Source organism: Litoreibacter sp. JB4-2, from assembly GCF_055693445.1.
Window position 1 is genome coordinate 2,193,698 of record NZ_CM146334.1, and the last position, 23,993, is coordinate 2,217,690.

Annotated in this window: 26 protein-coding genes; 12 read left to right on the forward strand and 14 right to left on the reverse strand. The window is 59.7% G+C overall.

All coding sequences use genetic code 11. The features are described 5' to 3' along the window. Nucleotides 1-24: 24 nt before the first annotated feature. The gene (locus ACZ1G7_RS10905; protein ID WP_472659432.1) at nucleotides 25-381 is read left to right on the forward strand and encodes a DUF805 domain-containing protein; all 357 of its coding nucleotides are present in this window, start codon (nucleotides 25-27) and stop codon (nucleotides 379-381) included. A 3-nt stretch (nucleotides 382-384) separates the two neighbouring features. Here the strand turns inward: ACZ1G7_RS10905 and ACZ1G7_RS10910 are convergent, their stop codons facing one another. The 3 genes from ACZ1G7_RS10910 to ACZ1G7_RS10920 are packed head-to-tail and all read right to left on the reverse strand — an operon-like array spanning nucleotide 385 to nucleotide 3,056. Further along, nucleotides 385-1,755 carry a glutamate--cysteine ligase gene (locus tag ACZ1G7_RS10910; RefSeq protein ID WP_472659433.1) on the reverse strand — a complete coding sequence of 457 codons (1,371 nt, stop codon included), beginning with the start codon at nucleotides 1,753-1,755 and terminating at the stop codon, nucleotides 385-387. A 57-nt stretch (nucleotides 1,756-1,812) separates the two neighbouring features. Then, entirely contained in the window at nucleotides 1,813-2,334 is a 522-nt protein-coding gene (locus ACZ1G7_RS10915) for a hypothetical protein (RefSeq protein WP_472659434.1), read from the reverse strand. Continuing rightward, on the reverse strand, nucleotides 2,331-3,056 hold the full coding sequence (locus ACZ1G7_RS10920) for a 16S rRNA (uracil(1498)-N(3))-methyltransferase (RefSeq protein WP_472659435.1): 726 nt from the start codon (nucleotides 3,054-3,056) through the stop codon (nucleotides 2,331-2,333). Before ACZ1G7_RS10920 ends, ACZ1G7_RS10915 begins: the two co-directional genes overlap by 4 nt. 11 nt (nucleotides 3,057-3,067) lie before the next feature. Between ACZ1G7_RS10920 and ubiA the strand changes: the two genes are divergently transcribed. The 4 genes from ubiA to ACZ1G7_RS10940 all read left to right on the forward strand — a co-directional run bounded on the left by ubiA (nucleotide 3,068) and on the right by ACZ1G7_RS10940 (nucleotide 7,349). Next, entirely contained in the window at nucleotides 3,068-4,039 is a 972-nt protein-coding gene (gene ubiA, locus ACZ1G7_RS10925) for a 4-hydroxybenzoate octaprenyltransferase (RefSeq protein ID WP_472659436.1), read from the forward strand. A 60-nt stretch (nucleotides 4,040-4,099) separates the two neighbouring features. Further along, on the forward strand, nucleotides 4,100-5,989 hold the full coding sequence (locus tag ACZ1G7_RS10930) for an OmpA family protein (protein WP_472659437.1): 1,890 nt from the start codon (nucleotides 4,100-4,102) through the stop codon (nucleotides 5,987-5,989). Further along, nucleotides 5,976-6,302, forward strand: coding sequence for a hypothetical protein (locus ACZ1G7_RS10935; RefSeq protein ID WP_472659438.1), 327 nt, complete (start codon nucleotides 5,976-5,978; stop codon nucleotides 6,300-6,302). The genes ACZ1G7_RS10930 and ACZ1G7_RS10935 overlap by 14 nt, the downstream gene beginning before the upstream one ends. 90 nt (nucleotides 6,303-6,392) lie before the next feature. Then, complete coding sequence (locus ACZ1G7_RS10940; protein WP_472659439.1) at nucleotides 6,393-7,349, forward strand: DMT family transporter; 957 nt, start codon at nucleotides 6,393-6,395, stop codon at nucleotides 7,347-7,349. Here the strand turns inward: ACZ1G7_RS10940 and ACZ1G7_RS10945 are convergent. From ACZ1G7_RS10945 to ACZ1G7_RS10975, 7 genes are all read right to left on the reverse strand, one after another. Then, on the reverse strand, nucleotides 7,346-7,792 hold the full coding sequence (locus ACZ1G7_RS10945; RefSeq protein WP_472659440.1) for a molybdenum cofactor biosynthesis protein MoaE: 447 nt from the start codon (nucleotides 7,790-7,792) through the stop codon (nucleotides 7,346-7,348). The two genes, ACZ1G7_RS10940 and ACZ1G7_RS10945, sit on opposite strands and share 4 nt — an antisense overlap. 3 nt (nucleotides 7,793-7,795) lie before the next feature. Beyond that, entirely contained in the window at nucleotides 7,796-8,044 is a 249-nt protein-coding gene (moaD, locus tag ACZ1G7_RS10950) for a molybdopterin converting factor subunit 1 (RefSeq protein WP_472659441.1), read from the reverse strand. Continuing rightward, complete coding sequence (pgsA, locus tag ACZ1G7_RS10955; protein WP_472659442.1) at nucleotides 8,044-8,709, reverse strand: CDP-diacylglycerol--glycerol-3-phosphate 3-phosphatidyltransferase; 666 nt, start codon at nucleotides 8,707-8,709, stop codon at nucleotides 8,044-8,046. The genes moaD and pgsA overlap by 1 nt, the downstream gene beginning before the upstream one ends. Nucleotides 8,710-8,858: 149 nt before the next feature. Then, nucleotides 8,859-10,736, reverse strand: coding sequence for an excinuclease ABC subunit UvrC (uvrC, locus tag ACZ1G7_RS10960; protein ID WP_472659443.1), 1,878 nt, complete (start codon nucleotides 10,734-10,736; stop codon nucleotides 8,859-8,861). A 309-nt stretch (nucleotides 10,737-11,045) separates the two neighbouring features. Beyond that, a complete protein-coding gene (locus tag ACZ1G7_RS10965; RefSeq protein ID WP_472659444.1) occupies nucleotides 11,046-11,828 on the reverse strand; it encodes an SDR family oxidoreductase in 783 nt (260 codons plus the stop codon). Nucleotides 11,829-11,831: 3 nt separating this feature from the next. Further along, nucleotides 11,832-12,794: a calcium/sodium antiporter gene (locus tag ACZ1G7_RS10970; protein ID WP_472659445.1), complete on the reverse strand. Its 963-nt coding sequence runs from the start codon at nucleotides 12,792-12,794 to the stop codon at nucleotides 11,832-11,834. Between the two features lie 168 nt (nucleotides 12,795-12,962). Beyond that, the gene (locus ACZ1G7_RS10975) at nucleotides 12,963-13,763 is read right to left on the reverse strand and encodes a S49 family peptidase (protein ID WP_472659446.1); all 801 of its coding nucleotides are present in this window, start codon (nucleotides 13,761-13,763) and stop codon (nucleotides 12,963-12,965) included. Nucleotides 13,764-13,890: 127 nt separating this feature from the next. Between ACZ1G7_RS10975 and ACZ1G7_RS10980 the strand changes: the two genes are divergently transcribed. After that, nucleotides 13,891-15,243 (forward strand): aminotransferase class III-fold pyridoxal phosphate-dependent enzyme, encoded by a 1,353-nt coding sequence (locus ACZ1G7_RS10980; RefSeq protein ID WP_472659447.1) that lies wholly within the window; start codon nucleotides 13,891-13,893, stop codon nucleotides 15,241-15,243. Here the strand turns inward: ACZ1G7_RS10980 and ACZ1G7_RS10985 are convergent. From ACZ1G7_RS10985 to ACZ1G7_RS11000, 4 genes are all read right to left on the reverse strand, one after another. Next, complete coding sequence (locus tag ACZ1G7_RS10985; protein WP_472659448.1) at nucleotides 15,228-15,668, reverse strand: carboxymuconolactone decarboxylase family protein; 441 nt, start codon at nucleotides 15,666-15,668, stop codon at nucleotides 15,228-15,230. The two genes, ACZ1G7_RS10980 and ACZ1G7_RS10985, sit on opposite strands and share 16 nt — an antisense overlap. Before the next feature lie 118 nt (nucleotides 15,669-15,786). Then, complete coding sequence (locus ACZ1G7_RS10990; RefSeq protein WP_472659449.1) at nucleotides 15,787-16,578, reverse strand: FAD binding domain-containing protein; 792 nt, start codon at nucleotides 16,576-16,578, stop codon at nucleotides 15,787-15,789. A 4-nt stretch (nucleotides 16,579-16,582) separates the two neighbouring features. Then, entirely contained in the window at nucleotides 16,583-17,065 is a 483-nt protein-coding gene (locus ACZ1G7_RS10995) for a (2Fe-2S)-binding protein (RefSeq protein ID WP_472659450.1), read from the reverse strand. A gap of 13 nt (nucleotides 17,066-17,078) precedes the next feature. Then, entirely contained in the window at nucleotides 17,079-17,591 is a 513-nt protein-coding gene (locus tag ACZ1G7_RS11000) for a CoxG family protein (protein ID WP_472659451.1), read from the reverse strand. Between the two features lie 322 nt (nucleotides 17,592-17,913). On the opposite strand from ACZ1G7_RS11000, the gene ACZ1G7_RS11005 reads away from it, so the two are divergent. The 6 genes from ACZ1G7_RS11005 to ACZ1G7_RS11030 are packed head-to-tail and all read left to right on the forward strand — an operon-like array spanning nucleotide 17,914 to nucleotide 23,958. Continuing rightward, entirely contained in the window at nucleotides 17,914-19,524 is a 1,611-nt protein-coding gene (locus tag ACZ1G7_RS11005) for a glutamate synthase-related protein (RefSeq protein WP_472659452.1), read from the forward strand. Next, the gene (locus ACZ1G7_RS11010) at nucleotides 19,521-19,898 is read left to right on the forward strand and encodes a hypothetical protein (RefSeq protein WP_472659453.1); all 378 of its coding nucleotides are present in this window, start codon (nucleotides 19,521-19,523) and stop codon (nucleotides 19,896-19,898) included. Before ACZ1G7_RS11005 ends, ACZ1G7_RS11010 begins: the two co-directional genes overlap by 4 nt. Then, on the forward strand, nucleotides 19,895-20,953 hold the full coding sequence (locus ACZ1G7_RS11015) for a Rieske 2Fe-2S domain-containing protein (RefSeq protein WP_472659454.1): 1,059 nt from the start codon (nucleotides 19,895-19,897) through the stop codon (nucleotides 20,951-20,953). The genes ACZ1G7_RS11010 and ACZ1G7_RS11015 overlap by 4 nt, the downstream gene beginning before the upstream one ends. Then, on the forward strand, nucleotides 20,950-21,711 hold the full coding sequence (locus ACZ1G7_RS11020; RefSeq protein ID WP_472659455.1) for a hypothetical protein: 762 nt from the start codon (nucleotides 20,950-20,952) through the stop codon (nucleotides 21,709-21,711). The genes ACZ1G7_RS11015 and ACZ1G7_RS11020 overlap by 4 nt, the downstream gene beginning before the upstream one ends. Then, nucleotides 21,711-21,992, forward strand: a complete 282-nt coding sequence (locus ACZ1G7_RS11025; protein WP_472659456.1) for a hypothetical protein — start codon at nucleotides 21,711-21,713, stop codon at nucleotides 21,990-21,992. The genes ACZ1G7_RS11020 and ACZ1G7_RS11025 overlap by 1 nt, the downstream gene beginning before the upstream one ends. Beyond that, nucleotides 21,985-23,958, forward strand: coding sequence for a thiamine pyrophosphate-dependent enzyme (locus ACZ1G7_RS11030; RefSeq protein WP_472659457.1), 1,974 nt, complete (start codon nucleotides 21,985-21,987; stop codon nucleotides 23,956-23,958). Before ACZ1G7_RS11025 ends, ACZ1G7_RS11030 begins: the two co-directional genes overlap by 8 nt. Nucleotides 23,959-23,993 lie beyond the last annotated feature (35 nt).

The following is a 23,993-nucleotide window of genomic DNA, read 5'->3' on the forward strand; positions in this document are numbered from 1 at the left end:
AAAAAAGAAAAAGGGATCTGATCCATGGGCTTTATGGACGCCGTCAAAATCTGTTTGAATAAATATGTCGACTTTAATGGTCGGGCGCGACGCGCTGAGTTCTGGTGGTTCTTCTTGTTCAGCTTTCTGGTTCAGATTGTCGGAGGGATTTTGGACGGGATCCTCGGCTCGCAAATTGGTGTCGTCGGATTGCTGATCTCACTTGCGCTCTTGTTGCCGTCCCTTGCCGTTGCCGTGCGCCGTTTGCACGACAAGGATATGTCCGGCTGGTGGGTGTTGATGATCTTCTTCCCGTTTATCGGCGCTATTGCTTTGCTGATCATCTGCGCCATGAAAGGCACAGAGGGTGAGAACCGGTTCGGCCCCGATCCGGTCGCCTAAGCTTCAGTATTTAAAGGCGTCATAGATTTTGGATATGTCGCCATTCCAATCACCATGATAGTGGCGGAGCAGCTCGTCCGCGGGGGCTTCGCCACTTTCAACACTGTCTTTCAGGGCATTGAGGAAATGCGTCTCGTCGGGGACCAGACCACCAGCACCGGGGCGGGCGCGATTTTTGAGGCCCAGCTCGGCGATATCCAGAACTTCCCGCGCGAGATCGTGCATTTTGATCCCGTTTGCTTCGGCCTGTAGTCCCCGCTCTGAGGACTCGACGAGCAACGCCTGACGCGTCTCCGCATCCCAATCCTTGGCCAAATCCCATGCCGCATCGAGCGCGGTTTGGTCATATGTCAGCCCCACCCAGAACGCAGGAAGCGCGCAAAGGCGCCGCCACGGACCGCCATCCGCGCCGCGCATTTCAATGAATTTCTTAACGCGGGCTTCGGGGAAAACGGTGGTCAGGTGGTCGGCCCAGTCTGACAGCGTTGGGGTTTCGCCGGGAAGCGCGGGCAGCTCCCCTTTCAGGAAATCGCGAAAGGACTGGCCCAAAGCGTCGATATAAACCCCGTCGCGGTAGACGAAGTACATCGGCACATCGAGCACCCATTCGGCCCAAGCTTCAAACCCGAACCCTTCATCGAAGATGAACGGCACCATGCCGGTGCGGGCGTTGTCCAGTCCGCGCCAAACGCGGGATCGCCAGGATTTGTGATCGTTCAGTTTGCCTTCGAAGAACGGTGAATTCGCGAACAGCGCGGTCGCCACGGGTTGCAATGCCACGGCCACGCGCATTTTTTTGACCATGTCTGCCTCGGACGAGAAATCGAGGTTCACTTGCACGGTGCAGGTGCGGCGCATCATCTGCGTGCCGTGGGTGCCGACGGTGCCCATATAGGCGTCCATTAGCTTGTAGCGGCCCTTGGGCATGAGCGGCATTTGCTCATGCGTCCATTCGGGTGCTGCGCCAAGCCCGATGAATTGCGCGCCGATGCGGTCGGCGACGGTTTGAACTTCCTTGAGGTGTTGGTTCACCTCATCGCAGGTCTCGTGGATGGTCTCCAATGGTGCGCCGGACAGCTCCAACTGACCGCCGGGTTCCAGCGAGACATTTGCGCCGCCCTTGACGAGGCCCACGATGTTGTCGCCTTCGTTTACGGCCTCCCAGCCGAATTCATCCTTGAGGCCGGTGAGAATGGCTTTGATCGAACGCTCGCCCTCATAGGGCAGCGGCAATTGGGTGTCTTTGCAATAGCCGAATTTCTCGTGCTCGGTGCCGATGCGCCAGTCTTCTTTGGGCTTACAGCCGTCTTCCAGGTAGCCCGCAAGCTGCGCATGGTCGGTGATTGGGCCGCCGCCGGATTGAGGGATGGACATGTGCTGGCTCCGATCTGGTCGCTGGAGCGTAAGGGATGAAACGCGCGGGCGGGGAAGTCAATGCAACGCAGTGCGCGGCTTTTGCCAAATGATGTGCGATGCCGCACCGGAGCTGTTCAGGGCCTTGCTGGCACGGTCAAAATCGACACCATCGAGCGCTGCGAAGGCGTCGATCAACTTCTCGGCACCGGCGGCGGAGCTGGGGATGGTGATGAGCGTGCCGCCGTCTTCCTCCAGCACCCAATGTTTGGTGTCGCCCCATTGCCCGCCCTGATTGCCGATGATCGAGATCCGCGCGAGCTGGTTGATGGACACCGCCCCGCCTTCATAGGCAGAGAAGTAGCTGATCTGGCGTTCGTCAATCTCGACGACCCCGGGGCCGATCTGCTCGGACTGGAACCGCATGCGCCTGAGCGCGGTATAGGCCAGCGTCGCGCCCGCCAGCACGATCACGGCGCCAATCGCTGTCCAGAACCAGCCTGTCCAGCTCATCACCCAAATGCCGGCGAAGGCCGCCGCTACGGCCGCGATGACCTCTCGGTATTTGATGAATAGGGCTGCGATTTCGGGGCGGATCATGTCCAATCCCCCAATGCCGCTTGCCAGATTGTCATGGCGGCGACGGCGGCGGTGTCGGCGCGCAGGATGCGGGGGCCGAGGCTGATGGGGGTGGTTTGGGGCATGGCGTGCAGGCGGGTGCGCTCCGTGTCGGAAAAGCCGCCTTCGGGGCCGATGAGGATGGCCCATTTGCCTGGTTTGGCGGTGCTGAGCGTCTCGGCGGGGCCGATGCGCGCCTCGTCGCAGAACATGAGCTGGCGGTCCTCGGGCCAAATGTCCAGAACGGCGCTGAGCTTGGTCAGTTCAGCCACTTCGGGGACATAAGTGCCGCCGCATTGCTCGGCGGCTTCCATGGCGTGGGCATGCAGCTTGTCCTGACGGATGCGGTCGGAATTTGTGTACTCCGTCGAGACGGGGCAGATGCGGGCGGCGCCCATCTCGGCGGCTTTTTCAACGATGAAATCAGTGCGGGCCTTTTTGATCGGCGCAAAAAGCAGCCAAAGGTCGGGGGGCATGTGCAGGGGCTTGGTTTGCTCCTTCACCAGCAGCAGGCCGCGGCGTTTCCCCGCATCCGCGACCTCGGCCAAATATTCGCCGTCACGGGAATTGAAGAGCAAAATCAACGCGCCCACGCTCAGGCGCATGACGTTGAATAGATAGTTGGCCTGATCCCGGTCGACGGGAACCGAATTGCCCGGGGACAGGTCGTGGTCTACAGATAATCTGATCTTCGCATTTGCCATGAGGGCAACCTATGACCGAGAGTGCTGGAACGCCAGAGGATGAAGTTGCGGGCCAAGTTATTGACGCGGTTCAGGACAATTGGGTCGACCGGTTGGCGCCCGCTTGGACGCGGCCCTATCTCAGGCTGAGCCGGGCGGATCGGCCTATTGGGACCTGGTTGCTGCTTTTGCCGTGCTGGTGGGGTGTTCTTTTGGCGGCGGCGGCGACCGAATTTCGGCTGTTTGATCTGTGGATCATGCTGGGCTGCGCGATTGGCGCATTCCTGATGCGCGGGGCGGGGTGCACGTGGAACGACATCACGGATCGCGAGATTGACGCGCAGGTGGCGCGGACCCGGTCACGGCCCATTCCGTCGGGGCAAGTGACTGTGCGCGGCGCATTTATCTGGCTGGTCATTCAGGCCTTGGTGTCCTGCTGCATTTTGTTCACGTTCAACTGGGCCGCAATCGGCATGGGGGTTCTGTCGCTGCTGCCTGTGGCAGTTTACCCCTTTGCAAAGCGATTTACCTGGTGGCCGCAGGTGTTTTTGGGGCTGGCGTTTAACTGGGGCGCGCTTTTGGCGTGGGTGGCGCATACCGGCACGCTGAGCTGGCCGCCGGTTGTTTTATACGTGGCGGGCATCGCCTGGACGTTGTTTTACGACACGATCTACGCCCATCAGGACAAAGAAGATGACGCGTTGATCGGGGTCAAATCCACGGCGCGGCTGTTTGGCGAGAATACGGTGCCGTGGCTGCGGTTTTTCCTGATCGCGAGCGTGGTCTTGATGGGACTTGCCATCATGATGGCGCTGGTGGCGGATCGCAATGTACTGGCCTTGGTCCTAGCGCTTGCAGGGGCCTGGGGGTTTGGCTGGCATATGCTGTGGCAGCTACGCCAGCTTGATACAGATGATTGGGAAAACTGCATGCGGCTGTTTCGCTCGAACCGCGGTGCAGGGCTGATCCCCGTGCTGTTTCTTGCCGTCGCCGCGTTGCTTTGATTGAAACCACCCGGCGCCACCGTTAAGACAGTGCGAGCCACACATGACGAGTTTTAACCCGTGATCACACCCAAGACGATTGTCGCCTTTTTGTTCGGTGCTGCCGCCTCTGTCGGCGGTGCGGTGCTGGCGCTTGACTGGATCGAGCAGCGCACCGAACAAGCGGTTCGGACCACATTGATCAACGGCACGCATGACTGGGCCGATGTGGCCGTGGACGGATTGCAAGTGATCTTGAGCGGCACAGCCCCCGATGAAGCGACCCGGTTCCGCGTGGTCAGCATTGTTGGCCGCACGGTCGATCCGGACCGCATTGTTGACGATATGGGCGTGGCGGCTTCCGCCCGCCTGGAAGCGCCGGAATTTACGGTTGAGATGCTACGCAACGAGTCCGGCATTTCCCTGATCGGCTTGATCCCTGCAGAGGCCGGGCGCGAAGCGTTTACCGACACGATTGAGAAGGTGATGACCGACGACAGCAAGGTCACCGAGATGCTGGAGACCGCCAATTTCCCGACCCCGCGCGGCTGGGAGGCGGCGATTGGCTACGCGACGCGGGCGTTAAACGACCTGCCACGGTCCAAGATTTCGGTGTCGGCCAGGCGGGTCGAGATCACTGCGATCAGCGACAGCCCTGAAGAAAAGCGCCGGATCGAGGCGGAACTGGCCCGCGCCGCGCCTACAAATGTGCAGCTCTTGCTGAATATCAGCGCGCCGCGCCCGGTGATCAGCCCGTTTACCCTGCGTTACCAGCTTGTGGACGGCGCGGGCTCGTTTGATGCTTGTTCTGCGGATACAGAAGAGACCCGCCGCGCGATTTTGCGGGCCGCCGCCGACGCGGGCAGCTTGCCGCCGCGCCCTAGCTGCGCGCTTGGATTGGGCGTGCCGTCGCCCAATTGGGCCAAAGCCGTGGGCATCGCGATGCAGGGCTTGAAAGCCATGGGTGGCGGGTCGCTGACATTTTCGGACGCGGATGTCTCGCTTGTCGCGTTGGAGGGCACGTCGCAGGCCACGTTTGACCGCGTTGTGGGCGATCTGGACGCGACCCTGCCGGAAGTTTTTTCGCTTTACGCCACCTTGCCCGAGACCCCCGAAGTGAACGGCGAAGGCGAGCCCGAAATACAAGAATTCGTGGCCACCCACAGCCCCGAAGGTTTGCTGCAATTGCGGGGCCGTCTGCCCAATGACGGGGTTGAAGAGATCGTCGGCTCCTTCGCGCGGGCGCAGTTTGGGAGCGAGAATGTTTATCTTGCGACCCGCGATGATGAAACGCTGGCCGCCGATTGGCCGGTGCGGGTTTTGGCGGGGTTAGAAGCGCTCGCCCTTTTGGAAAACGGCGCGCTGATCGTCCAGGAAGACTATTTGGAGCTGCGCGGGGTCAGCGGGGACCAAAACGCGTCCGACACCGTGTCGCGTCTGCTGGCCGACAAATTGCAGAACGCCGAGAATTTCGAGTTGGCGATCCGCTATGACGAGCTGCTTGATACCACGTTGAACATTCCGACACCGCAGGAATGCGTAAGCCGGATCAACGCTATTTTGACGGCTGGGAAGATTGTGTTCGCGCCATCCTCAGCCGAGATCCCGCCGGAGGCGACCGGCACGCTGGACGCCATGGCCGAGATCGCCAAGCAATGCGACCGCGTGAAGATGGAAATTGGCGGGCATACCGATAGCCAGGGCCGCGAGATCATGAACGAAACCCTCAGCCAGCAACGCGCGGATTCGGTCCTGTTTGCCCTACAGGAACGCCGGGTTTTGACCAGCAACATGACCGCCAAGGGCTACGGCGAAGCGGAACCGATTGCCGACAATGACAACGAGACCGGGCGCGAAGCCAACCGCCGGATCGAGTTCAAACTGTTGACAGACGCACGCGCCGCGCCCACTGCTGAAGCAGCTGCGCCCGATACTGACACGGAAACCGAGGCCGAGAGTGAACAGAACTGAGTTTGTCATCGCCACCACGATCATTTTGCTGGTGGCCTTTACCGTCGGCTACCTGACCTGCTGGCTGGTGCAACGCCTGAGCCGCGTCTCGACCGCGGATGTCGCAGAGCTGGACCAGATGTCGAAAGCGCTGCATGACGCAGAAGAAACGCGCGATCAGGCGATCACCTACCTGCAGCAGCGCGAGGCCGAATTGACCAACCAGCTGTCACAGACGGAGGCCGAGCTGAGCGCCGCCATGGACGGGTTGCGCGACGCCCGTCGCGACGCCGAGGAACTGCGCGGCATGCTGGAACGCGCCGGCACCAGCTAGGCCCGACACCGAATTGCCAAACGCGTGTCGCGTCAGGGCTAGACCTTGGCTGAAAAAGGATCAGTGTTGCCTGTGAAAGGCGCAGCTTCCATGCCCAGACTGTCCCCCACTATGATCGGCCCGGCCTTTGCCGGCATCGCCGTTACACTGTTTTCCATGAACGACGTGCTGATGAAATTTCTCAGCGGCGACTATGCCCTGCATCAGATCGTGTTGACGCGGTCCATCATGGGGCTGCTGCTGACGGTGCTAATCATGGCGCCGCTGGCGGGCGGGTTTCACCTGTTACGCACAGGCCGACCCATGCTGCACATGGCGCGCGCCGCCTGCGTGTTTTTCGCCAACATGACCTTCTTTTTGGGGTTGGCGGTGCTGCCTCTGGCCGACGCCGTGGCGCTTTTTTTCGTCAGCCCGTTTCTGATCACCATATTCTCGGTTCTGTTTTTGGGCGAAACTGTGGGACCCCGGCGCTGGATGGCCATTGCCGTCGGCTTACTGGGCGTGGGCATCGTGCTGCGCCCGGGATCAGACAGCTTTCAGATCGCCTCCCTTTTGCCGATTGCCGCGGCGTTTGGCTATGCGGGCCTGCACATTATGACGCGCTACATGCGCGACACGGAGAACGCAGTGTCGATGACATTCTACATCCAAGTCATGTTTCTGGTGCTCTGCTCCGTTTTGGGGCTGGTGATGGGCGACGGGCAATTTTATGAGACGGGCGCCGCCTCGCTGGATTTTCTGTTCCGGCCTTGGGGCTGGCCCGCCCGGCTTGACCTTATCATCATGTTGGCGCTCGGCGTCTTCGCGTCTATCGGCGGATACTGCATCAGCCAAGCCTACCGTTTGGGGGAGGCGGCGCTGGTCGCGCCATTCGAATATCTGGCGCTTCCATTCGGCATCTTATGGGGCATCGTGGTGTTCGGCGAATGGCCGGATTTACTCGCCTGGATTGGCATCGTGCTGATCTTATGTTCCGGGCTCTACGCCGTCTGGCGGGAAAACAGGTTGGCCACGCAAGTAAGCTCGGCCAAGCCGCTACGCCGCTAAGGCTGCCAGCGTTTGAGCGCGTCTTCATCCTCGGATTTGCCGTCGACCCAACTGGACCCTGCCCCGGTCACTTCTTTCTTCCAGAACGGTGCCCGGGATTTGAGGTAATCCATCAAAAAATCAGCCGCCGCAAAAGCATCGGCACGGTGTTTGGACGCCGTCGCCACCATCATGATCGTATCGCCCGCCCGAAGCGGACCGAAGCGGTGAATGACCAACACGTCCGACAGGGTCCACCGTGCGCGGGCCTCAGTCAGCATGGCATCAATCGCGGGGGCGGTCATGGCCGGGTAATGCTCGATCTCCATCACCTCCAACCCGTTGGCCACGTCGCGCACCAAGCCAGTGAAACTGACCACCGCACCCACATCTGATGTCGTTTGGGAAAACGCGTTCAGCTCCGCGCCCGGGTCGAACGGCTCTTGCTGGATGCGCACAGTCATGGGTTAACCGCCTGTCATCGGCGGGAAAAACGCAACCTCGCGGGCACCTGCAAGTGGCGCGTCGAACTCGGTCAGTTCTTGGTCAATCGCAACCTTCAGGGCACTGATATCGGCGAAAGCTGCGGCGTAGCGCGCCTCGCGCGCCCGCAATTCTTCGACCAGATCCATCACTGTGGCGGCGGATGTCTCAACCCGTTCTTTGGGTAGGCCAATCCGTTCGCGCACCCAAGCAAAATAAAGCACGTCCAGCATTATGCATCCTCCCTGAGATGCGGCATCGCCTTGCGCAGATAATCAAAGCCGGTCACCAGCGTCAGCACGGCCGCCACGATCAGCAGCCCGGTACCGATCAGAAAGGTCACGTTGGACGCATTTGCGTACCACAAAAGCCCCAGAGGGTCCGGCGCGCTGCCCTCCATGATGCCCGCCAGAACCGCGTCATCCATGCCGGTGGTGCGATCCAGGAACTCATGCTCAAACAGCCCTGTGGCGAACAATACGGCGATCGCCACCATCTGCATGGTGGTCTTCCACTTGGCCAGATTGGTGACCTTAAGCGTGCCTGCCGTATCGCCCAGAAATTCACGCAGACCGGACACAAAGGTTTCGCGGAAAATGATCACGGTTGCGGGCAGCAAGATCCACGGGTTCATGCCCGAAAACCCGGTGATTACCAAAAGCGCAATGATCACCATCGCCTTATCGGCAATCGGATCCAGCATCGCGCCAAACTTGCTTTCCTGCTTCCAGGCACGCGCCAGGTAACCGTCGACATAGTCGGTGATCGCAGCGCCCACAAAAAGGATCAGCGCGAACCAATCGGCCCAGGGCCGCGAAAAATACAGAAACATGATCGCCACGGCGGGGGCGGCGAGCAGACGCAACAACGTCAGAATATTGGGAATATTCCAGTTCATAGCAGGGTTCTAACGCGCATGGCTGAAAGGGGGAAGCCATCTTCGCGCGCCGCAGCTCCCTTCATTGTTTCAAAAATATTCTGGGAGGGGGTCTGGGGGAGGGCAAAGCCCTCCCCCAGCGGATCGGCCCGCGTTAGCGGGGCGAAACCTCATCCTTTTTCATGGAAATAGTCGTAGATGCTTTGCGCCATGGCCTCCGAGACCCCATCGACAGCACGCAGGTCGGCCAAATTCGCGCGCCCCACGGCCTTGGCGGAGCCGAAATGTTGCAGCAGTGCTTTCTTGCGCTTTGGGCCGACACCTTCGATTTCATCAAGCGGGCTCTTGATCTGCGCTTTTGCGCGTTTGGCCCGGTGGGTGCCGATGGCGAACCTGTGCGCCTCGTCGCGCAGGCGTTGCACGAAATACAAGACCGGGTCGTTGTGGCGCAGCGCGAAAGGCCGTTGGCCAGTGCGGTGGAATTCCTCTTTCCCTGCGTCGCGGTCCACGCCTTTAGCGACGCCGACCATGGCGATGTCTTCCACGCCCATCTCGCGCATAATCTCCCGCACCGCGCTGACCTGGCCCGCGCCACCGTCGATCAGCAGAAGATCAGGCCACATCTCCTTATCGCGGTCCGGGTCTTCTTTAAGCAGGCGTTTGAAGCGGCGCTCCAACACCTCTTTCATCATTCCGAAATCATCGCCGGGCACCAGCTCCTCGCCACGGATGTTGAACTTGCGATATTGGTTGCGCATGAACCCGTCGGGCCCCGCCACAATCATCCCGCCCACGGCGTTGGTGCCCTGAATGTGGGAGTTGTCGTAGACCTCGATCCGTTTGGGCGGCTCTGGCAGCTCAAACGCCTCAGCCAAGCCTTTCAAAAGTTTGCTCTGCGTGGCGCTTTCGCTCATCTTGCGCGCAAGGCTTTCGCGCGCGTTGCGGGCGGCACTTGCGATCAGCTCCAGCTTCTCGCCGCGTTGCGGCACAAGGATCTCGACCTTGCGTCCGGCCTTCTCCGACAAGGCTTCGACCATCAGGTCATCATTCTCGATATCGTGGCTCAGGATGATCTGGCGTGGCGGTTCTTTGTCGCCGTAGAACTGCCCCATGAAGGCTTCCATCACCTCCGCAGCCGAGCTGTCATTGGGCAGCTTTGGGTAGTAATCCTTGTTGCCCCAATTTTGATTGGCGCGGATGAAAAACACCTGCACGCAGGCCTGACCGTGTTCCATATGCAGGGCGATCAGGTCCGCCTCTGACACGGTTTTGGGGTTGATGCCTTGCGCGGTCTGAACTTGTGTCAGTGCGCGGATACGATCGCGCAGAGCTGCTGCGCGTTCAAATTCCATGTCCTCAGATGCTTTTTGCATCTCTTGCGCCAGGACCTCCTGCACTTTGGTTGAACGCCCCGTCAGGAAACGTTCGGCGTCTTTGACAAGAGCCCCGTAGTCGGCCTCATTGATATGCCCCACGCAAGGTGCGGAGCAGCGTTTGATTTGGTATTGCAGGCAGGGGCGCGAGCGGGTTTCAAAATTGCTGTCGGTGCAGTCGCGCAACAAGAAGGCGCGTTGCAGCTGATTAAGAGTGCGGTTGACCGCACCTGCCGACGCAAACGGGCCGTAATAATCCCCCTTCTCTTTCTTCGCCCCCCGATGCTTTTTGATTTGTGGGAAGCCGTGATGTTTGGTCACCAGGATGTTCGGAAAGCTTTTGTCGTCGCGCAGCAGAACGTTGTATTTGGGTTTGAGCTGCTTGATGAGGTTTTGCTCTAGAAGCAGTGCCTCCGTCTCCGTCCGCGTGGTCAAAAACATCATCGACGTCGTGCGCGAAATCATGGTCGCGATCCGTGCGGAATGCCCTGACGGTTTGGCATAGTTGGAGACACGTTTTTTCAGGTTCCGTGCCTTGCCGACATAGAGCACGCGCTGCTGGTCATCGAGCATGCGGTAGACACCCGGCGAGTTGTCGAGCGTCTTAAGATAGGCTTGGACGACCTCATGGCCGCTCTTCACACCTTCTTCATCATTTGCAGCGTGGTCTTGCATGCCTCTCCGAGCCGATTCTGTTCCTGCCCTGCACTTTGGGCGGTATGGGATCAAGAAGAAAGCTGTCCCCGTCTTCTGTGGAAAACCTTGTGGGGAAACTTCTTTGAGTCCGATTTTTTCGTTAATTTTCTACGGATACATCTAAATGCCTATTTTTTAGGCAGTTTTTAAGTTATTGATTTCAATAGATACTTTTCCGTGAAACTACAAGTCACTGAAAACATTAACAATTTAATGACAGATTCGTGACGGATTTTTTCGAAGTGGACAAGTCAATGCCGCTACCCACTTTTTCCTGATATTTTTTCGCTATTCGACGCCAACAACATCAGGGGTCTGCCACCCCAAATGCTGCCCGCCATCTATGCAAAGGAGCTGCCCAGTCAGGGCTGGCGCGGACAGGATATAGTCCATCGCTGCGACGATGTCGGCGGGATTGGACCCACGGCCAGAGATCGTGTTGGCGCGCTGCTTGGCGAAATGCTCTTCCGATTGCCGCCCGCCACGTAGTGTCGGCCCCGGCCCAATGGCGTTGACCCGAATGTCGGGCGTCAGCGCGCGGGCGGCGGTCTGGGTAAAGGCCCAAAGCCCCATCTTGGCGATCGTATAGGTCATGAATTCCGGCGTCAGCTTGCGCACGCGCTGATCGAGCATGTTGATGATCGCGCATTGCGCCTCAGGTTCGTCCATGTCGTCCGGTACCGCCTTGGGCGCTTGTTTGACGAATTCCTGCGCCAGAATAAACGGCGCTTGCAGGTTCGAGCCCATATGACGCGCCCAGCTATCGCGTGTCGCCGTTTCTATCGTGTCATATTCGAAGATAGACGCGTTGTTGATCAGGCAAGTCAGTGGTGTGCCCAGCGCCTGCGCTGCGCGGCTGACAAGCGCTTCTGTCGCATCCATATCCAGCAGGTCCGCTTGCAGCGCCACGGCTTGGCCGCCCGCGCCTTCGATCAGTTTGACCGTCTCTGCGGCGCCGTCTTTCGAGCCCGCAAAGTGGACAGCAACGCGGTAGCCGCGCGCGCCCAACCGCACAGCCATTGCGCGGCCCAGTCGGCCACCTGCCCCGGTCACAAGTGCTGCATTGTTCATGATTTACGCCCCGCTGTTCAACACCATGTAGAGATAGGCGATATAGGCCAGCGTCAACCCAATGCCCCATGTTTTGCCCATCGACAGATTGCGAAACACAACCGGTGCCATCAGGATCGACGCGCCCAGCATGACCCACAAATCGAGCGTCAAAAAGGCAGGCGGCACCGGCATCGGGCCAACAAGCGCAGCGATCCCCATGATCGCCAACAGGTTGAACATGTTCGAACCGATGACGTTGCCAATCGCCACATCCGCGTTTTTGCGAAAGGCAGCCATAACGGTCGTAGCCAGCTCAGGCAGCGATGTCCCGATTGCCACCAAGGTCAGCCCGATCACCGTGGCGGAAACGCCAAAATCGGTGGCGATGATCACCGCATTGTCGACCAGAAGCTTTGCGCCAAGCGGCAGCCCGATCAGGCCCGCGATCAGGAACCCCGCAATTTTCCAGCCCGCAAGGTTCGGGTCTGCGCCCTCTGGTTCTTCCTCTTCTTCGCCCTTTTTCATATGGGTGCGCGCGTCGCGGAAGCTGTCAAACAGCGACAACGCCAGGGCCGTCAGCAAGATCAACCCGTGCCACCACGTGATCGGGCCAAAATAGGCCAGAACCATAAACAGCACGGTGCCCGCAAGCATGGTGATGTAGCTTTTTCTTGTGTCAGACGCAGACGCACCCAGCCCCGCCAAGAGCGCCGGAATACCCAAAACCAGCAACACATTGGCCGTGTTGGAGCCGACGACATTACCGATGGCCAACCCGGGCTGGCCGTCGAGGATGGATTGCACGGAAATCAACAGCTCCGGCGCGGAGGTACCAAAGGCCACAACCGTCAGACTGACGATCAACGCGGGCACGCCCAAGCGAAGTGACAGGTTCACCGCGCCTTTGACCAGCGCGTCGCCTGCGAAAAGCAGCAGGACCAACCCCAGTGCGGCCAGGGTGAACTCGTTCACGATCAGGTGCATCAGCTTTTGGGTCTTTCACACATGCAAGAGGATTTGCCGATCTTGAAGGACCCGCATTTAGCGCATTTGCGCTTTGTCAGGACCGGCATTTTCGGCATCCGCAATTTCCCAAACATGGCCAGCACCGCCATACCTATCAGGAAAAAGGTTATGATTTTGAATAGCATCTCAGAGCCCGAACCGTGACCAGAGCGCGCGGTCATCGATTTGCCCGATGGCCTCGCCCATCATCTGCGCGCCGAAGCGCGCCAGAAACGGGCGCTTCTGGCCGTAGACCTGAAAGCGCACCTTATCGCCGTATAGTTCTTTCATTTTTGGAACCACATGGGCGACACCGTCGACCAGACCAACCTCGCGCGCGCGGTCGCCAACCCAAATCTCGCCGGTGAACAGGTCTTTGTCTTCCGTCAACCGATCACCGCGCCCGGCTTTGACATGGGCGATGAAATTGTCGTGGATGTCTTTTTGCAATGCTTTGAGGCGTTCCACATCTTCTGGTCGCTCAGGCCGAAACGGATCGAGCATGGATTTGTCTTTGCCAGCGGTGTGGACGCGGCGTTCGACACCGTAGCGTTCCATCAGCTCATTGAAGCCGAAGCTGGCGGAGATCACCCCGATGGAACCGGTGATTGAGCTGTCATCGACCCAGATTTCATCCGCACTGGCCGCCAGCCAATAGCCGCCGGAGGCCGCGACGTCCTCAACAAAGGCGTAGGTTTTGACCTCATGTTCTTCGGCCAGCCGCTTGATCCGCGCACCGATCAGCGAGGATTGCACCGGGCTGCCGCCGGGCGAATTGATCACCAGCGCTACGGCCTTTGGCTTGCCCTTGCGAAAGGCCTTTTCGAGCAGCGGCGCAGTGCTGGCGTCATTTAAGACCTGCCCGCGCCCACCGGCGGAAATGACGCCGCTGAGCTTGACCACAGCAACCAAAGGGTCTGATTTCATAAAGGGGATGAAGCGTTTCATGTGGCTGATGTAGAGGGGCGCGTGCGTTGAAACAAGGGCGCGACCCTTATTGTCGGAAACGGGCTTGCGGCAAGGACGCACTTATCCCACGCTGAGCCGGAAAATGAGACAAAAAAGAGGGCGCGCCATGAAAGACGACAACTTTCTGAAGGAAAATAACGCTCGCCATATGTGGCATCCGATGGCGCATCCCGGTGCAATGCAAGAGCATCCGCCGCGGATTATCAGCAAAGCGTCGGGGTCCTCAATCACGGATAGCGACGGCAACACGGTCATTGATGGCGTCGGCGGCCTGTGGTGCGTCAATGTCGGCTATTCTTGCGAGCCCATCCAGAAAGCCATTGCCGATCAGGTGCAGGTGTTGCCCTATTATTCTGCCTTCGGCGGCACCACCAACGAGCCCGCGATTGAGCTGAGCTATGAGCTGCGCGAGATGTTCGCCTCTGACGGTATGGGGCGCGCGTTTTTCACCTCAGGCGGGTCGGACGCGGTGGAGACGGCGTTGCGACTGTCACGGCAGTACCACAAGGTGAAGGGCGAGCCGGGGCGGACCAAATTTCTGTCCTTGAAGAAGGGCTATCACGGCACGCATTTCGGCGGCGCTTCGGTGAACGGCAACAACCGGTTTCGCATCAATTATGAGCCTTTGATGCCCGGCTGCTTCCACCTGCCGACGCCCTATGGCTACCGCAACCCGTTTGACGAGGCCGACCCCGAAAAGCTGGGCGCGCTCTGCGTCAAAGCCGCGATTGACGAGATCGAGTTTCAGGGCCCGAACACCATCGCCTGTTTTATCATGGAGCCCATTCAGGGCGCGGGCGGCGTCATTGTGCCGCCTGCCAGCTACATGCCCGCGATGCGGGAGGTCTGCGACCGCTACGGCATTTTGATGATCGCCGATGAGGTGATTTGCGGGTTCGGACGCACCGGCGATTGGTCAGGCTCGCGCCATTGGGGGGTACAGCCGGACATGATGACACTCGCGAAAGGGATCACGTCGGGCTACTTCCCGTTTGGGGCCTGCATGGTGTCGGATGCGTTTGCGGAGGTGTTTGAAACGGGCGACCCTGACATGGCCAGCATTTTCCACGGCTACACCTATTCCGCCCATCCCGTCGGCGCTGCGGCGGCTTTGGCGTGCATTCGGGAATCCCAGCGTTTGAAAATCAACGAGAACGCCGCCCCGCGCGGGACGCAGCTTTATGACGGGCTAATGGCGCTGAAAGACAAATACGAGGTGATCGGCGACGTGCGCGGCGGGCACGGGCTGATGACTGCGGTGGAATTTGTCAGCGACACGGACAAGACCCCCGCCGCACCTGCGACCCTGAAAACCGCGTTTGAAACCTGTTATGAGGCCGGCGCGATGGTGCGGATCGGCGGCAACAACCTGATGATTTCCCCGCCGTTGATTATCACGGAAGCGGAGGTGGATATGCTGCTAGGCGCTTTGGAGGCTGGGGTTCAGGCGGTGAGTTGAGGCTTCTGCCCGAAACTTATCGCCAATCGGTTCCAAGCGTTCATCTGCGCAATAATAAGGGTCAGGTCGACAACCTGTTGCTCAGTGAATTGCTGAAGAAGATTATCATATAGGTGTTGCGGCGCACCTTTGGCTGAGATGTGCGTTACCGTTTCGGCCCAATCGAGAGCTACCTTCTCGGCACTATCGAAAAATGCCACCTCTCGCCAGACTGTGAGGCAGTCTAGGCGCTGTTGAGTCTCACCGGCTTTCCGTGCTTCTTGGGTATGAAGATCAACGCAATAGGCGCACCCGTTAATCTGTGAGATGCGAAGTTCGACCAAGGCCCGAAGCTTAGCATCTATTGACGACATTTTGGTTTTGGATTCTGCCATGCTCGCAATTGCCGGGCCATTCACAGAAACATAGTCGATGCGCTCGATCATCTTGCATTCCAATTCTGGGTATTCTGAATCTACTCGATTTGAGATGCGGGCTCAAATTGTGGCGTGACCCGTGGCGCAGGTTGTGCGTCTGCCCACCCCGGCGAACGGACGCCCTAAACTAAGCGTCGCGGGCCGCCTTCACCGCCCGCCCGGTCATGACCTTTACCAGATGCGCGCGGTAGTCGGCGCTTGCGTGGGTGTCGGTGATCAGGGTGTCGGATGGGACGGTGAGAGCCGTCAGTGCGTCAGGGACGAAATCGGCACTCAGCGCTTCTTCGGCGGCGGTCCAGCGGTGGACACCTTCCTCGGATGCGCCGGTCACCGCGACGCGGACGCCTTCCGCGAATTTGGCGACGAAGACGCCGACCAAAGCGAAGCGGGAGGCGGGTTGGATGAACTTTTGGTAATTCGCGGCCTCGGGGATGGGGAATTTCACCTCCGTGATGATCTCCCCCTCGTCCAATGCCGTCTCGAACAGGCCGACAAAGAAGTCATCGGCGGCGATTTCGCGCGTATTCGTAGTGACTGTCGCGCCGGATCCCAGAACACCCGCCGGGTAGCACGCGGCGGGATCATTGTTGGCGACGCTGCCGCCGATGGTGCCACGGTTGCGGACAGCCGGGTCGCCAATATGGGACGCCATGGCCGCTAGCGCGGGGTAGCTTCCGTCCCGCGCGACAGCGGCATGGGTGGTGGCCCCACCAATGCAGAGGCGGCCATGATCATCGGTGCAGATGCCGATCATTTCAGGCACTTTGGACAGGCTGACCAGCGTCGAGGGGCTGGCGAGTCGCTGTTTGAGCGTTGGGATCAGGGTTTGGCCGCCGCCCAGCGCCTGGGCGTCTTCGGCTTGCAAAGCGGCGACAGCGTCCTTGATCGTGGCGGGGCGGGTGACGTCGAACTCATACATGCGCTTACTCCGCCGCCACAGGGGCCACGTCCTGACCGGAGGCGGCCATGACCGATTTGACGATATTGTGGTAGCCGGTGCAGCGGCAAATATTGCCTTCGAGGTAGTCGCGTACCTCGGCCTCACTTGGCTTGGGGTTTTCCTTCAAAAGCGCGGTCGCCGCCATCACCATGCCCGGGGTGCAAAACCCGCATTGCAGCCCGTGATACTCCTGAAACGCGGCTTGCACGGGCGACAGAGTACCATCCGGCGCGGCGATGCCTTCGATGGTGGTAACGTCTGAGCCGTCGGCCTCAGCCGCGAGCATGGTGCAGGATTTCACAGCCAGCCCATTGACATGCACCATGCATGCGCCACATTGAGACGTGTCGCAGCCCAGATGCGTGCCTGTCAGATCAAGGTTTTCACGCAAGAGCGTGGCCAGCAAAGTGCGGCCTTCGACCTGAGCGGTCACGGGCGCGCCATTGACGGTGAGCGAGACTTTCATGTCCGTATCCTTCTTAGGAGATCAGCCGCTTGAACCAGCCCTTTTTGGGCGTGTCATCATCGGATTCTTCTTCGCTGCCTGCGTCCTCTGGTTCAAGGGCGTTTTGGAACCGGGTGAAAAACTCGTCAGCCATTTTCTTGGCGAACCCGTCGATGATACGGGAGCCGAGCTGCGCCAGCTTGCCACCAACCTTGGCCTCGACATCATAGTGCAGAATGGTCTGATCGCCCTCCGCCTCAAGGCGCACGTCTGCGGCGCCTTTGGCGAAACCCGCCGCGCCGCCTTTGCCTGCGCCGGAAATTTTAACACTGTTTGGCGGGTTTTGATCTGCCAGTTCCACCTGACCTTTGAAGGTCGCTTTCACGGGGCCAACTTTTTGCACGACCGTGGCCTCAAACCCATCCTCGGCGTTTCCGGACATTTCCGTGCAACCCGGGACGCATTCGCGCAAAACATCGACGCTAAGCAGCGCGGCCCAAACGGTGTCGATATCGGCATTGATGGTGCGGCTGTCTGACAGATTCATTGGCGCGCCCTCCGGTGGCGTTGGTGTTTCGCCTTGCGACAGTAGGTAAATTTGCGGGGAGGTCTAGCAGATTGCCACCAGCGGCAACAATTCCGCGGCCCCGTCTGCTTCAAAACTGAGACAGGTCGCCTAACGGGCCTGTGATTTTAGCGCGCCGGACGATCACGAAGAAATTGTTATCAGATCTCGGCGGCTTGCGTCTAAGCTTTGCCCAGAGATTGCGACACACGCTCAGCGGATGACCGGAGCAGACGCAGAACACAACCGATGGACAGCCGCGCCCAGTCTTTGATCCCACGCCACCAATTGCAGGAAGCTATAGATGCAGAAGACCCCCATTTTCAAATCCAGCGAACTGGCCGACCGCAGCCCTGAATACGCGCTTGTAGGCGAGGTCGATCTGGTCGTGGTGCGATTTGATGACGAGATTTCGGTCTTCTACGGACGCTGTCTGCATCGCGGCGCACTGATGTCGGACGGGCATGTGCGGGGCAATGACCTGATTTGCGGGGTGCATGATTGGGACTACCGGCTTGATACCGGCGTCTCCGCCTATGCCAATGACGAGAAACTGCCAAAATTTGCGTCCTGGGTTGAGGGCGACGAGATTTGCGTCGATGCCGATGAAATCAATGCCTGGGCGGAGCAGAACCCGCAGCCTTTCAATCGCGACGCCTATCTGGGGCTGTATGCCGACACGAGCCACGGGACGGCGGAGGAGCCTTACACCGGGTTGATCCAGCAATACGCCCGCGACGGGTTGAGCAAGACGGGGCATCATGGCGTCGTGACTTCCATGGGCGTGCCCCGCACCGAGCTGCCGGATTGGGACGATATCCAAGTGATCACCGCGCAGTTGCACAAGCCGCCCCTACTTGATGATGATCCGGTCGGCACGGAGGTGGTGATCGGGCCAAACGCGCAGAAACCGCTGGTGCTGAAGATCCCGCTTTTCGTCTCAGACATGTCTTTTGGCGCTTTGTCGGAAACCGCAAAAGTGGCACTTGCGACCGGTGCGGAGATGGCGGGCACGGGAATTTGTTCCGGCGAAGGCGGGATGCTGCCAGAGGAACAATCCGCCAATAGCCGCTATTTCTATGAGCTGGCCTCAGGCCGGTTTGGGTTCAGCTGGGACAAGCTCGACCGGGTGCAGGCGTTCCATTTCAAAGGCGGCCAAGGCGCCAAGACCGGGACGGGCGGGCACCTTCCGGGCGAAAAGGTGCAAGGCAAGATTGCGCAAGTGCGCGGGTTGGAGCCGGGTACCTCGGCCATTTCGCCGCCGCGTTTCCCGGATTGGAGCGAGGTCAGCCAGATCAAGGAATTCGCCGATGAGGTGCGCGACCGGACCGGCGGCATCCCGATTGGCTATAAGCTGAGCGCGCAGCACATTGAAAAAGATATCGACGCGGCTTTAGAGGTTGGGGTTGATTACATCATCCTCGACGGGCGGGGCGGCGGCACGGGTGCGGCACCAGTGATTTTCCGCGACAATATTTCGGTCCCGACAATCCCCGCGCTTGCGCGGGCGCGACGCCATCTTGACGCGCTTGGGCGCAGCGACATCACGCTGGTGATCACCGGGGGGTTGCGCAAACCGGCTGACTTTATCAAGGCCATGGCGATGGGGGCGGACGCGATTGCCGTGTCGAATTCCGCCATGCAAGCCATTGGCTGCCTGGCTATGCGCGCTTGCCACACCAACAATTGCCCGGTCGGGATCGCGACGCAGAAACCGCATCTGGTCAGCCGACTGCTTGTCGACCGCTCCGCACAGCAACTGGCCAATTTCTTCGACGCCTCGACCGAATTGATGCAGGTCATGGCACGGGCCTGCGGGCATGACCACCTGTCGAAATTCAATCAAGACGACCTTGTCACATGGAAACGCAACATGTCCGATTTGACGGGCGTGGCCTATGGTGGCGTCGCATGAATGCGGCTGAGGCAATTTTCATGGGGGTGCAGATCTGGGGCTGGACCGGTGCGGCCGTGGCCTTGATTTTCCTGACCATCGGCATTGACCGGATCGATGAGGACGCGCGCGGCGCCTATATTTTCCGCGTCCTTTTGATCCCGGGCATTTTGGTGATCTGGCCGTTGGTCTTGTGGCGCTGGTATGTCTACGAGACCGGGTCGGAGGTTTGGGCCCGCCGCTATGACCCGCCCCGCAAAAGCCATTTTGCCGTTGGGTTGATCTTGCCCGTGGGCGTTGCGCTGATCATCGGCGCGGGTCTGATGGTGCGCCAGACATGGCCCGCTGATTTCGAGCCCGTGCAAATCTCCGCGCCCGCAGAGGCCAGCCAATGAGCGTTAAATATATCCCTGTTCAATGGAACCGGAACAAATGGCTTTACGACGCGGTGATGCTCGTGGGTATCGTGCTGTTTCTGTATATTTTCCTGAACCTGTCGCCAGGCCTGTTGGGGTATGACCCCGCGATCAACCCGCAGGTGCATAACGCGCGCGCCTTTGGAGCTTGCGCCTTCGCGATGCTGACTGTGATCCTGTGCATTGGCCCGCTTGCACGTTTGGATGAGCGGTTCTTGCCGCTGCTTTATAATCGGCGCCATTTCGGGGTCATGACGGTCTTCGTTGCGATGACACATGCCTCCTACATCGTGGATTGGTATTTCGCCTTTTCGATGTCGAACAAATACGAGGCGCTGCTTTTTGCGAATACGTCCTACGGGCAGCTGGCGGGTTTCCCGTTCGAGGCCTTTGGCATTTTTGCGCTGATTGTGCTGATCATTCTGGCCACGACCAGCCATGATTTCTGGATGAAATTCCTGACGCCACCGGTCTGGAAACGCATTCACTACCTGATTTACCCGGCCTATCTGGCGGTCGTCGCGCATGTCAGCCTTGGGATCATGCAAGACCAACAAAAGCACGCCTTCACCGTGTTGTTCATCGGGGGGGCCGCGGCTGTCGCGCTGTTGCACCTGATGGCCGCGCTGAAAGAGCGGCAGCGCGACGCCGCACTGACCGCGCAAGGGGCGGAATGGTTTGACATCGCAGATGTGTCGGATTTTGAAGACGGCTTCGCCAAAATCCGATTGCTGCCAAATGGGGACCGGGTGGCCGTGTATTTGATGGACGGGGCGCTCAGCGCGATCTCGAACGCCTGCGCGCACCAAAACGGACCGTTGGGCGAAGGGCGCGTGATCGACTGTTTGGTCACCTGCCCGTGGCATGGGTTTCAGTATGACGTGCGCAACGGGCGGTCACCTGCGCCCTTCACTGAGATGGTGCCGACTTACAACCTGCGCCTGCAGGGCACCGCTGTGCAAGTCGACCCGGACGCCAACCCGCCGGGCACCGCGGTGGACCCGATCACCATCCCCGGGAGGCCAGCATCATGAGCGACAAGCACACGCCATTTTTCGTGGGCTACCTGCCGATCCCGCAAGGGTTGAAGCAATGGCTATTAATCGTCAGCGCGTTGTTGGTCTTGGGCATGGCCGCTGTCGGCTTGGCCATGGGCACGGCGCAGGATGACCCCGGACCCGGCGCATTCCGGTTTGACTATGGCCGTCAGACCGTAACCGGCGTGATCGAATTGACGCCATATCCTCTGGTCCGCGTGACCCAAGGCAATGACCGGATCAAACCCGGCACCACGCTTATGCTGTCGGGCCAAGGAAAGTCGAATGTTGAGCAGCGCGCCGCGCCATTGGAAGGGCAGCTTGCGCAGGTTTCCGGCATCGTGTTGCAGCGCGGGACGCTGAACATGTTGCAGCTGCGCGGTGGGCGGAATGGTCTTTCTGCCGCCGAAGGGGATGCCCCTTTGCAGGACGCAAAAGACTTGGGGCGCTGGAAGCTGGCAGGCGAGATTTGCGACGGCAAATGCCTGGCGGGCGCGATGCGGCCCGGCACAGGGCTGGCACATAAGGCCTGCGCGAACTTGTGTTTGATTGGGGGTGTGCCGCCTGTTTTTGTCTCGTCCAAACCGGTCGATGGCTCAGAGTTTTTGCTGATCACCGGCCCGGATGGCACGGCGTTGCCGAGTGCGCTTTACGACCGTGTGGGCGAATTCGTTACCATAGAGGGCGATGTTGAACGACGGGGCGACTTGCTGCTCTTTCGTGTCGACCCCACGACAGTCGGGGAGCTGGGCTAATGCGCAAAATCGTGTTCCTGGCAATCACCGCGATCCTTGCTGCGATCCTGTTTTACCTGTCACGCTTTTGGTTTCTGTCGCTTTGGCCGCGCTCCGGCCTGCTGGATATCGAGGCGTTGCGACCCCAAGGCGGGCTTTTGGGCACGTGGCTGCGCGGCACGGATGCGGCGCCTTTCGAACTGATATTATGGGCGGTGCTTTGCTTTCTGGTGCTGACCTGGGCGCAGAAGCTTTATGACCGTGCGACCCAACCCAAAGAGGCAGGAGACGATCATGACTGAAGCGAGCTTGGACTGGATCAGCGTGGGCCATATCGACGACCTGCCCGACGGGCGCGTCAAGACGGTGACGGCGCGCACAACATCGATTTGCCTTGTGCATTTCGACGGCCAATGGGCCGCTATGAACAACCACTGCCCACATCAGCGCGGGCCCCTTGGTGAGGGCTCTATCGAGAAAGGCGTCGATGACCAGTGCTGGATCCGTTGCCCTTGGCATGGTTGGGATTTCGACCCGCTGACCGGCAAGCCACCCGGCGGGCATGAGGATACGGGCCAGGAGATGTACCCGGTCGACATTCGCGATGGGGAGATTTTCGTGGGCATAGCGCCCGAGCCGCCGCATGAGCGCACGGTGACCGACGTGATGGTTGAGACGCTGAACAATTGGGGCCTGAAAACCGTTTTCGGGATGGTGGGGCATTCGAACCTTGGCCTGTCGGACGCGATCCGACTGTCTGTGGGCGACGGCAAGATGCGCTACTACGGCATCCGCCATGAAGGGGCAGCGGCCTTTGCGGCGTCGGCCTATGGCAAGCTGACCGGGCTGCCCGCGGGGTGTCTGACCATCGCGGGGCCGGGTGCAACGAACCTGTTAACCGGCATGTGGGACGCCAAGGTTGACCGCGCGCCGATCCTGGCACTGACCGGACAGGTTCAGACGCAAGTGATGGGGCCCGGCGCGTTTCAGGACATCGACCTGAAATCGGCGTTTCAAGCCGTCTCTGCGTTTTCGCAGCCCGTTTTGAGCAGTTCGAACCATGCTGAACTGGCCGCGCTTGCGTGCAAAACCGCGATCGTGGAACAAAACGTATCGCATCTGATTTTCCCCGATGACGTGCAAACCTTGCCGTCGGACCAAAAAGCAGGCGCCCCGGCGGGCCGCGTTTCGCAAACCGCGATCCGACCAGCGCAGAGCGATCTGGATGCAGCCGAAACGCTGATCGCAGCGGCGAAACGTCCGGTGATCGTTGTCGGCCACGGGGCATTTGATGTGCGCGACCAAGTGGCAGCTTTGGCGTCGAAACTGGGCGCGCCCGTGCTGACCACGTTCAAGGCGAAGGGGCTGGTGCCCGATGATCATCCCACCGCTGGCGGGGTTTTGGGACGGTCAGGCACACCGATTGCCAGCTGGTTCATGAACGAGGCCGACCTGATCATCGCCCTGGGCGCAAGCTTTTCAAACCACACCGGCGTCAACGCAGGCAAGCCTACCATTCAGGTCGATTATGACCGGATGCAGCTGGGCAAATTTCATCCTGTCGCGCTGCCCGTCTGGGGCGAAGTCGGCGCGTTTTGCGAGGGCATCTCGGTCGGCAGAAACGACGGGGCCGATGACCAAATCGCCGAGCTGGCAGAGCGTTGGGACATTTGGCGCGCCGAAAAGCATGCGCGATTGGCGGAAGATTTGGGCCGCGGCATCCATTCCTTCGCGATATTCGACATTCTGGGCAAGCTGGTGCCCGACGACACGATTTTCGCCGTGGATGTGGGCAACAACACTTATTCTTTCGGCCGTTATCTGGAAACCAAAGGCAGCCAGCGGGTGTTGATGTCGGGCTATCTGGGCTCCATCGGATTTGGTTTTCCCGCGGGTATGGGCGCTTGGGCCGCGACGCAAGATTTTGAGCATCTGCGCGGGCGCAAAGTCGTGTCAATTTCGGGCGACGGCGGCTTCGGGCAATACCCGATGGATTTCACCACGGCGGTTAAATACGGCATGGATGTGACACATATCCTGCTGCACAACGGTGAGCTCGGGAAGATTTCCAAGGAACAGCGGTCTGGCGAATGGCCAGTTTGGGAGACGAGCCTGCACAACCCGTCCTTCGCGGCCTTTGCGCGGCTGTGCGGCGGGCACGGGGTGAAGGTGACGGACCCGGCAGAATTGGAAGCCGCCATAAAAGAGGCGTTGGATCACGCAGGCCCGGCTTTGGTTGAAATCATGACGGATGCGGAGTTGGTCTAAGCATCGCAACCACGCATTGCACGCCTTTTTCTTGG

What these genes read in the sequence shown, in the direction of transcription:
- ACZ1G7_RS10905 (WP_472659432.1), top strand. Translation starts at nt 25, where the DNA reads ATGGGCTTTATGGACGCCGTCAAAATCTGTTTGAATAAATATGTCGAC.
- ACZ1G7_RS10910 (WP_472659433.1), bottom strand. Translation starts at nt 1,755, where the DNA reads ATGTCCATCCCTCAATCCGGCGGCGGCCCAATCACCGACCATGCGCAG.
- ACZ1G7_RS10915 (WP_472659434.1), bottom strand. Translation starts at nt 2,334, where the DNA reads ATGATCCGCCCCGAAATCGCAGCCCTATTCATCAAATACCGAGAGGTC.
- ACZ1G7_RS10920 (WP_472659435.1), bottom strand. Translation starts at nt 3,056, where the DNA reads ATGGCAAATGCGAAGATCAGATTATCTGTAGACCACGACCTGTCCCCG.
- ubiA (WP_472659436.1), top strand. Translation starts at nt 3,068, where the DNA reads ATGACCGAGAGTGCTGGAACGCCAGAGGATGAAGTTGCGGGCCAAGTT.
- ACZ1G7_RS10940 (WP_472659439.1), top strand. Translation starts at nt 6,393, where the DNA reads ATGCCCAGACTGTCCCCCACTATGATCGGCCCGGCCTTTGCCGGCATC.
- ACZ1G7_RS10945 (WP_472659440.1), bottom strand. Translation starts at nt 7,792, where the DNA reads ATGACTGTGCGCATCCAGCAAGAGCCGTTCGACCCGGGCGCGGAGCTG.
- moaD (WP_472659441.1), bottom strand. Translation starts at nt 8,044, where the DNA reads ATGCTGGACGTGCTTTATTTTGCTTGGGTGCGCGAACGGATTGGCCTA.
- pgsA (WP_472659442.1), bottom strand. Translation starts at nt 8,709, where the DNA reads ATGAACTGGAATATTCCCAATATTCTGACGTTGTTGCGTCTGCTCGCC.
- uvrC (WP_472659443.1), bottom strand. Translation starts at nt 10,736, where the DNA reads ATGCAAGACCACGCTGCAAATGATGAAGAAGGTGTGAAGAGCGGCCAT.
- ACZ1G7_RS10965 (WP_472659444.1), bottom strand. Translation starts at nt 11,828, where the DNA reads ATGAACAATGCAGCACTTGTGACCGGGGCAGGTGGCCGACTGGGCCGC.
- ACZ1G7_RS10970 (WP_472659445.1), bottom strand. Translation starts at nt 12,794, where the DNA reads ATGCACCTGATCGTGAACGAGTTCACCCTGGCCGCACTGGGGTTGGTC.
- ACZ1G7_RS10975 (WP_472659446.1), bottom strand. Translation starts at nt 13,763, where the DNA reads ATGAAACGCTTCATCCCCTTTATGAAATCAGACCCTTTGGTTGCTGTG.
- ACZ1G7_RS10980 (WP_472659447.1), top strand. Translation starts at nt 13,891, where the DNA reads ATGAAAGACGACAACTTTCTGAAGGAAAATAACGCTCGCCATATGTGG.
- ACZ1G7_RS10985 (WP_472659448.1), bottom strand. Translation starts at nt 15,668, where the DNA reads ATGATCGAGCGCATCGACTATGTTTCTGTGAATGGCCCGGCAATTGCG.
- ACZ1G7_RS10990 (WP_472659449.1), bottom strand. Translation starts at nt 16,578, where the DNA reads ATGTATGAGTTCGACGTCACCCGCCCCGCCACGATCAAGGACGCTGTC.
- ACZ1G7_RS10995 (WP_472659450.1), bottom strand. Translation starts at nt 17,065, where the DNA reads ATGAAAGTCTCGCTCACCGTCAATGGCGCGCCCGTGACCGCTCAGGTC.
- ACZ1G7_RS11000 (WP_472659451.1), bottom strand. Translation starts at nt 17,591, where the DNA reads ATGAATCTGTCAGACAGCCGCACCATCAATGCCGATATCGACACCGTT.
- ACZ1G7_RS11005 (WP_472659452.1), top strand. Translation starts at nt 17,914, where the DNA reads ATGCAGAAGACCCCCATTTTCAAATCCAGCGAACTGGCCGACCGCAGC.
- ACZ1G7_RS11010 (WP_472659453.1), top strand. Translation starts at nt 19,521, where the DNA reads ATGAATGCGGCTGAGGCAATTTTCATGGGGGTGCAGATCTGGGGCTGG.
- ACZ1G7_RS11015 (WP_472659454.1), top strand. Translation starts at nt 19,895, where the DNA reads ATGAGCGTTAAATATATCCCTGTTCAATGGAACCGGAACAAATGGCTT.
- ACZ1G7_RS11020 (WP_472659455.1), top strand. Translation starts at nt 20,950, where the DNA reads ATGAGCGACAAGCACACGCCATTTTTCGTGGGCTACCTGCCGATCCCG.
- ACZ1G7_RS11025 (WP_472659456.1), top strand. Translation starts at nt 21,711, where the DNA reads ATGCGCAAAATCGTGTTCCTGGCAATCACCGCGATCCTTGCTGCGATC.
- ACZ1G7_RS11030 (WP_472659457.1), top strand. Translation starts at nt 21,985, where the DNA reads ATGACTGAAGCGAGCTTGGACTGGATCAGCGTGGGCCATATCGACGAC.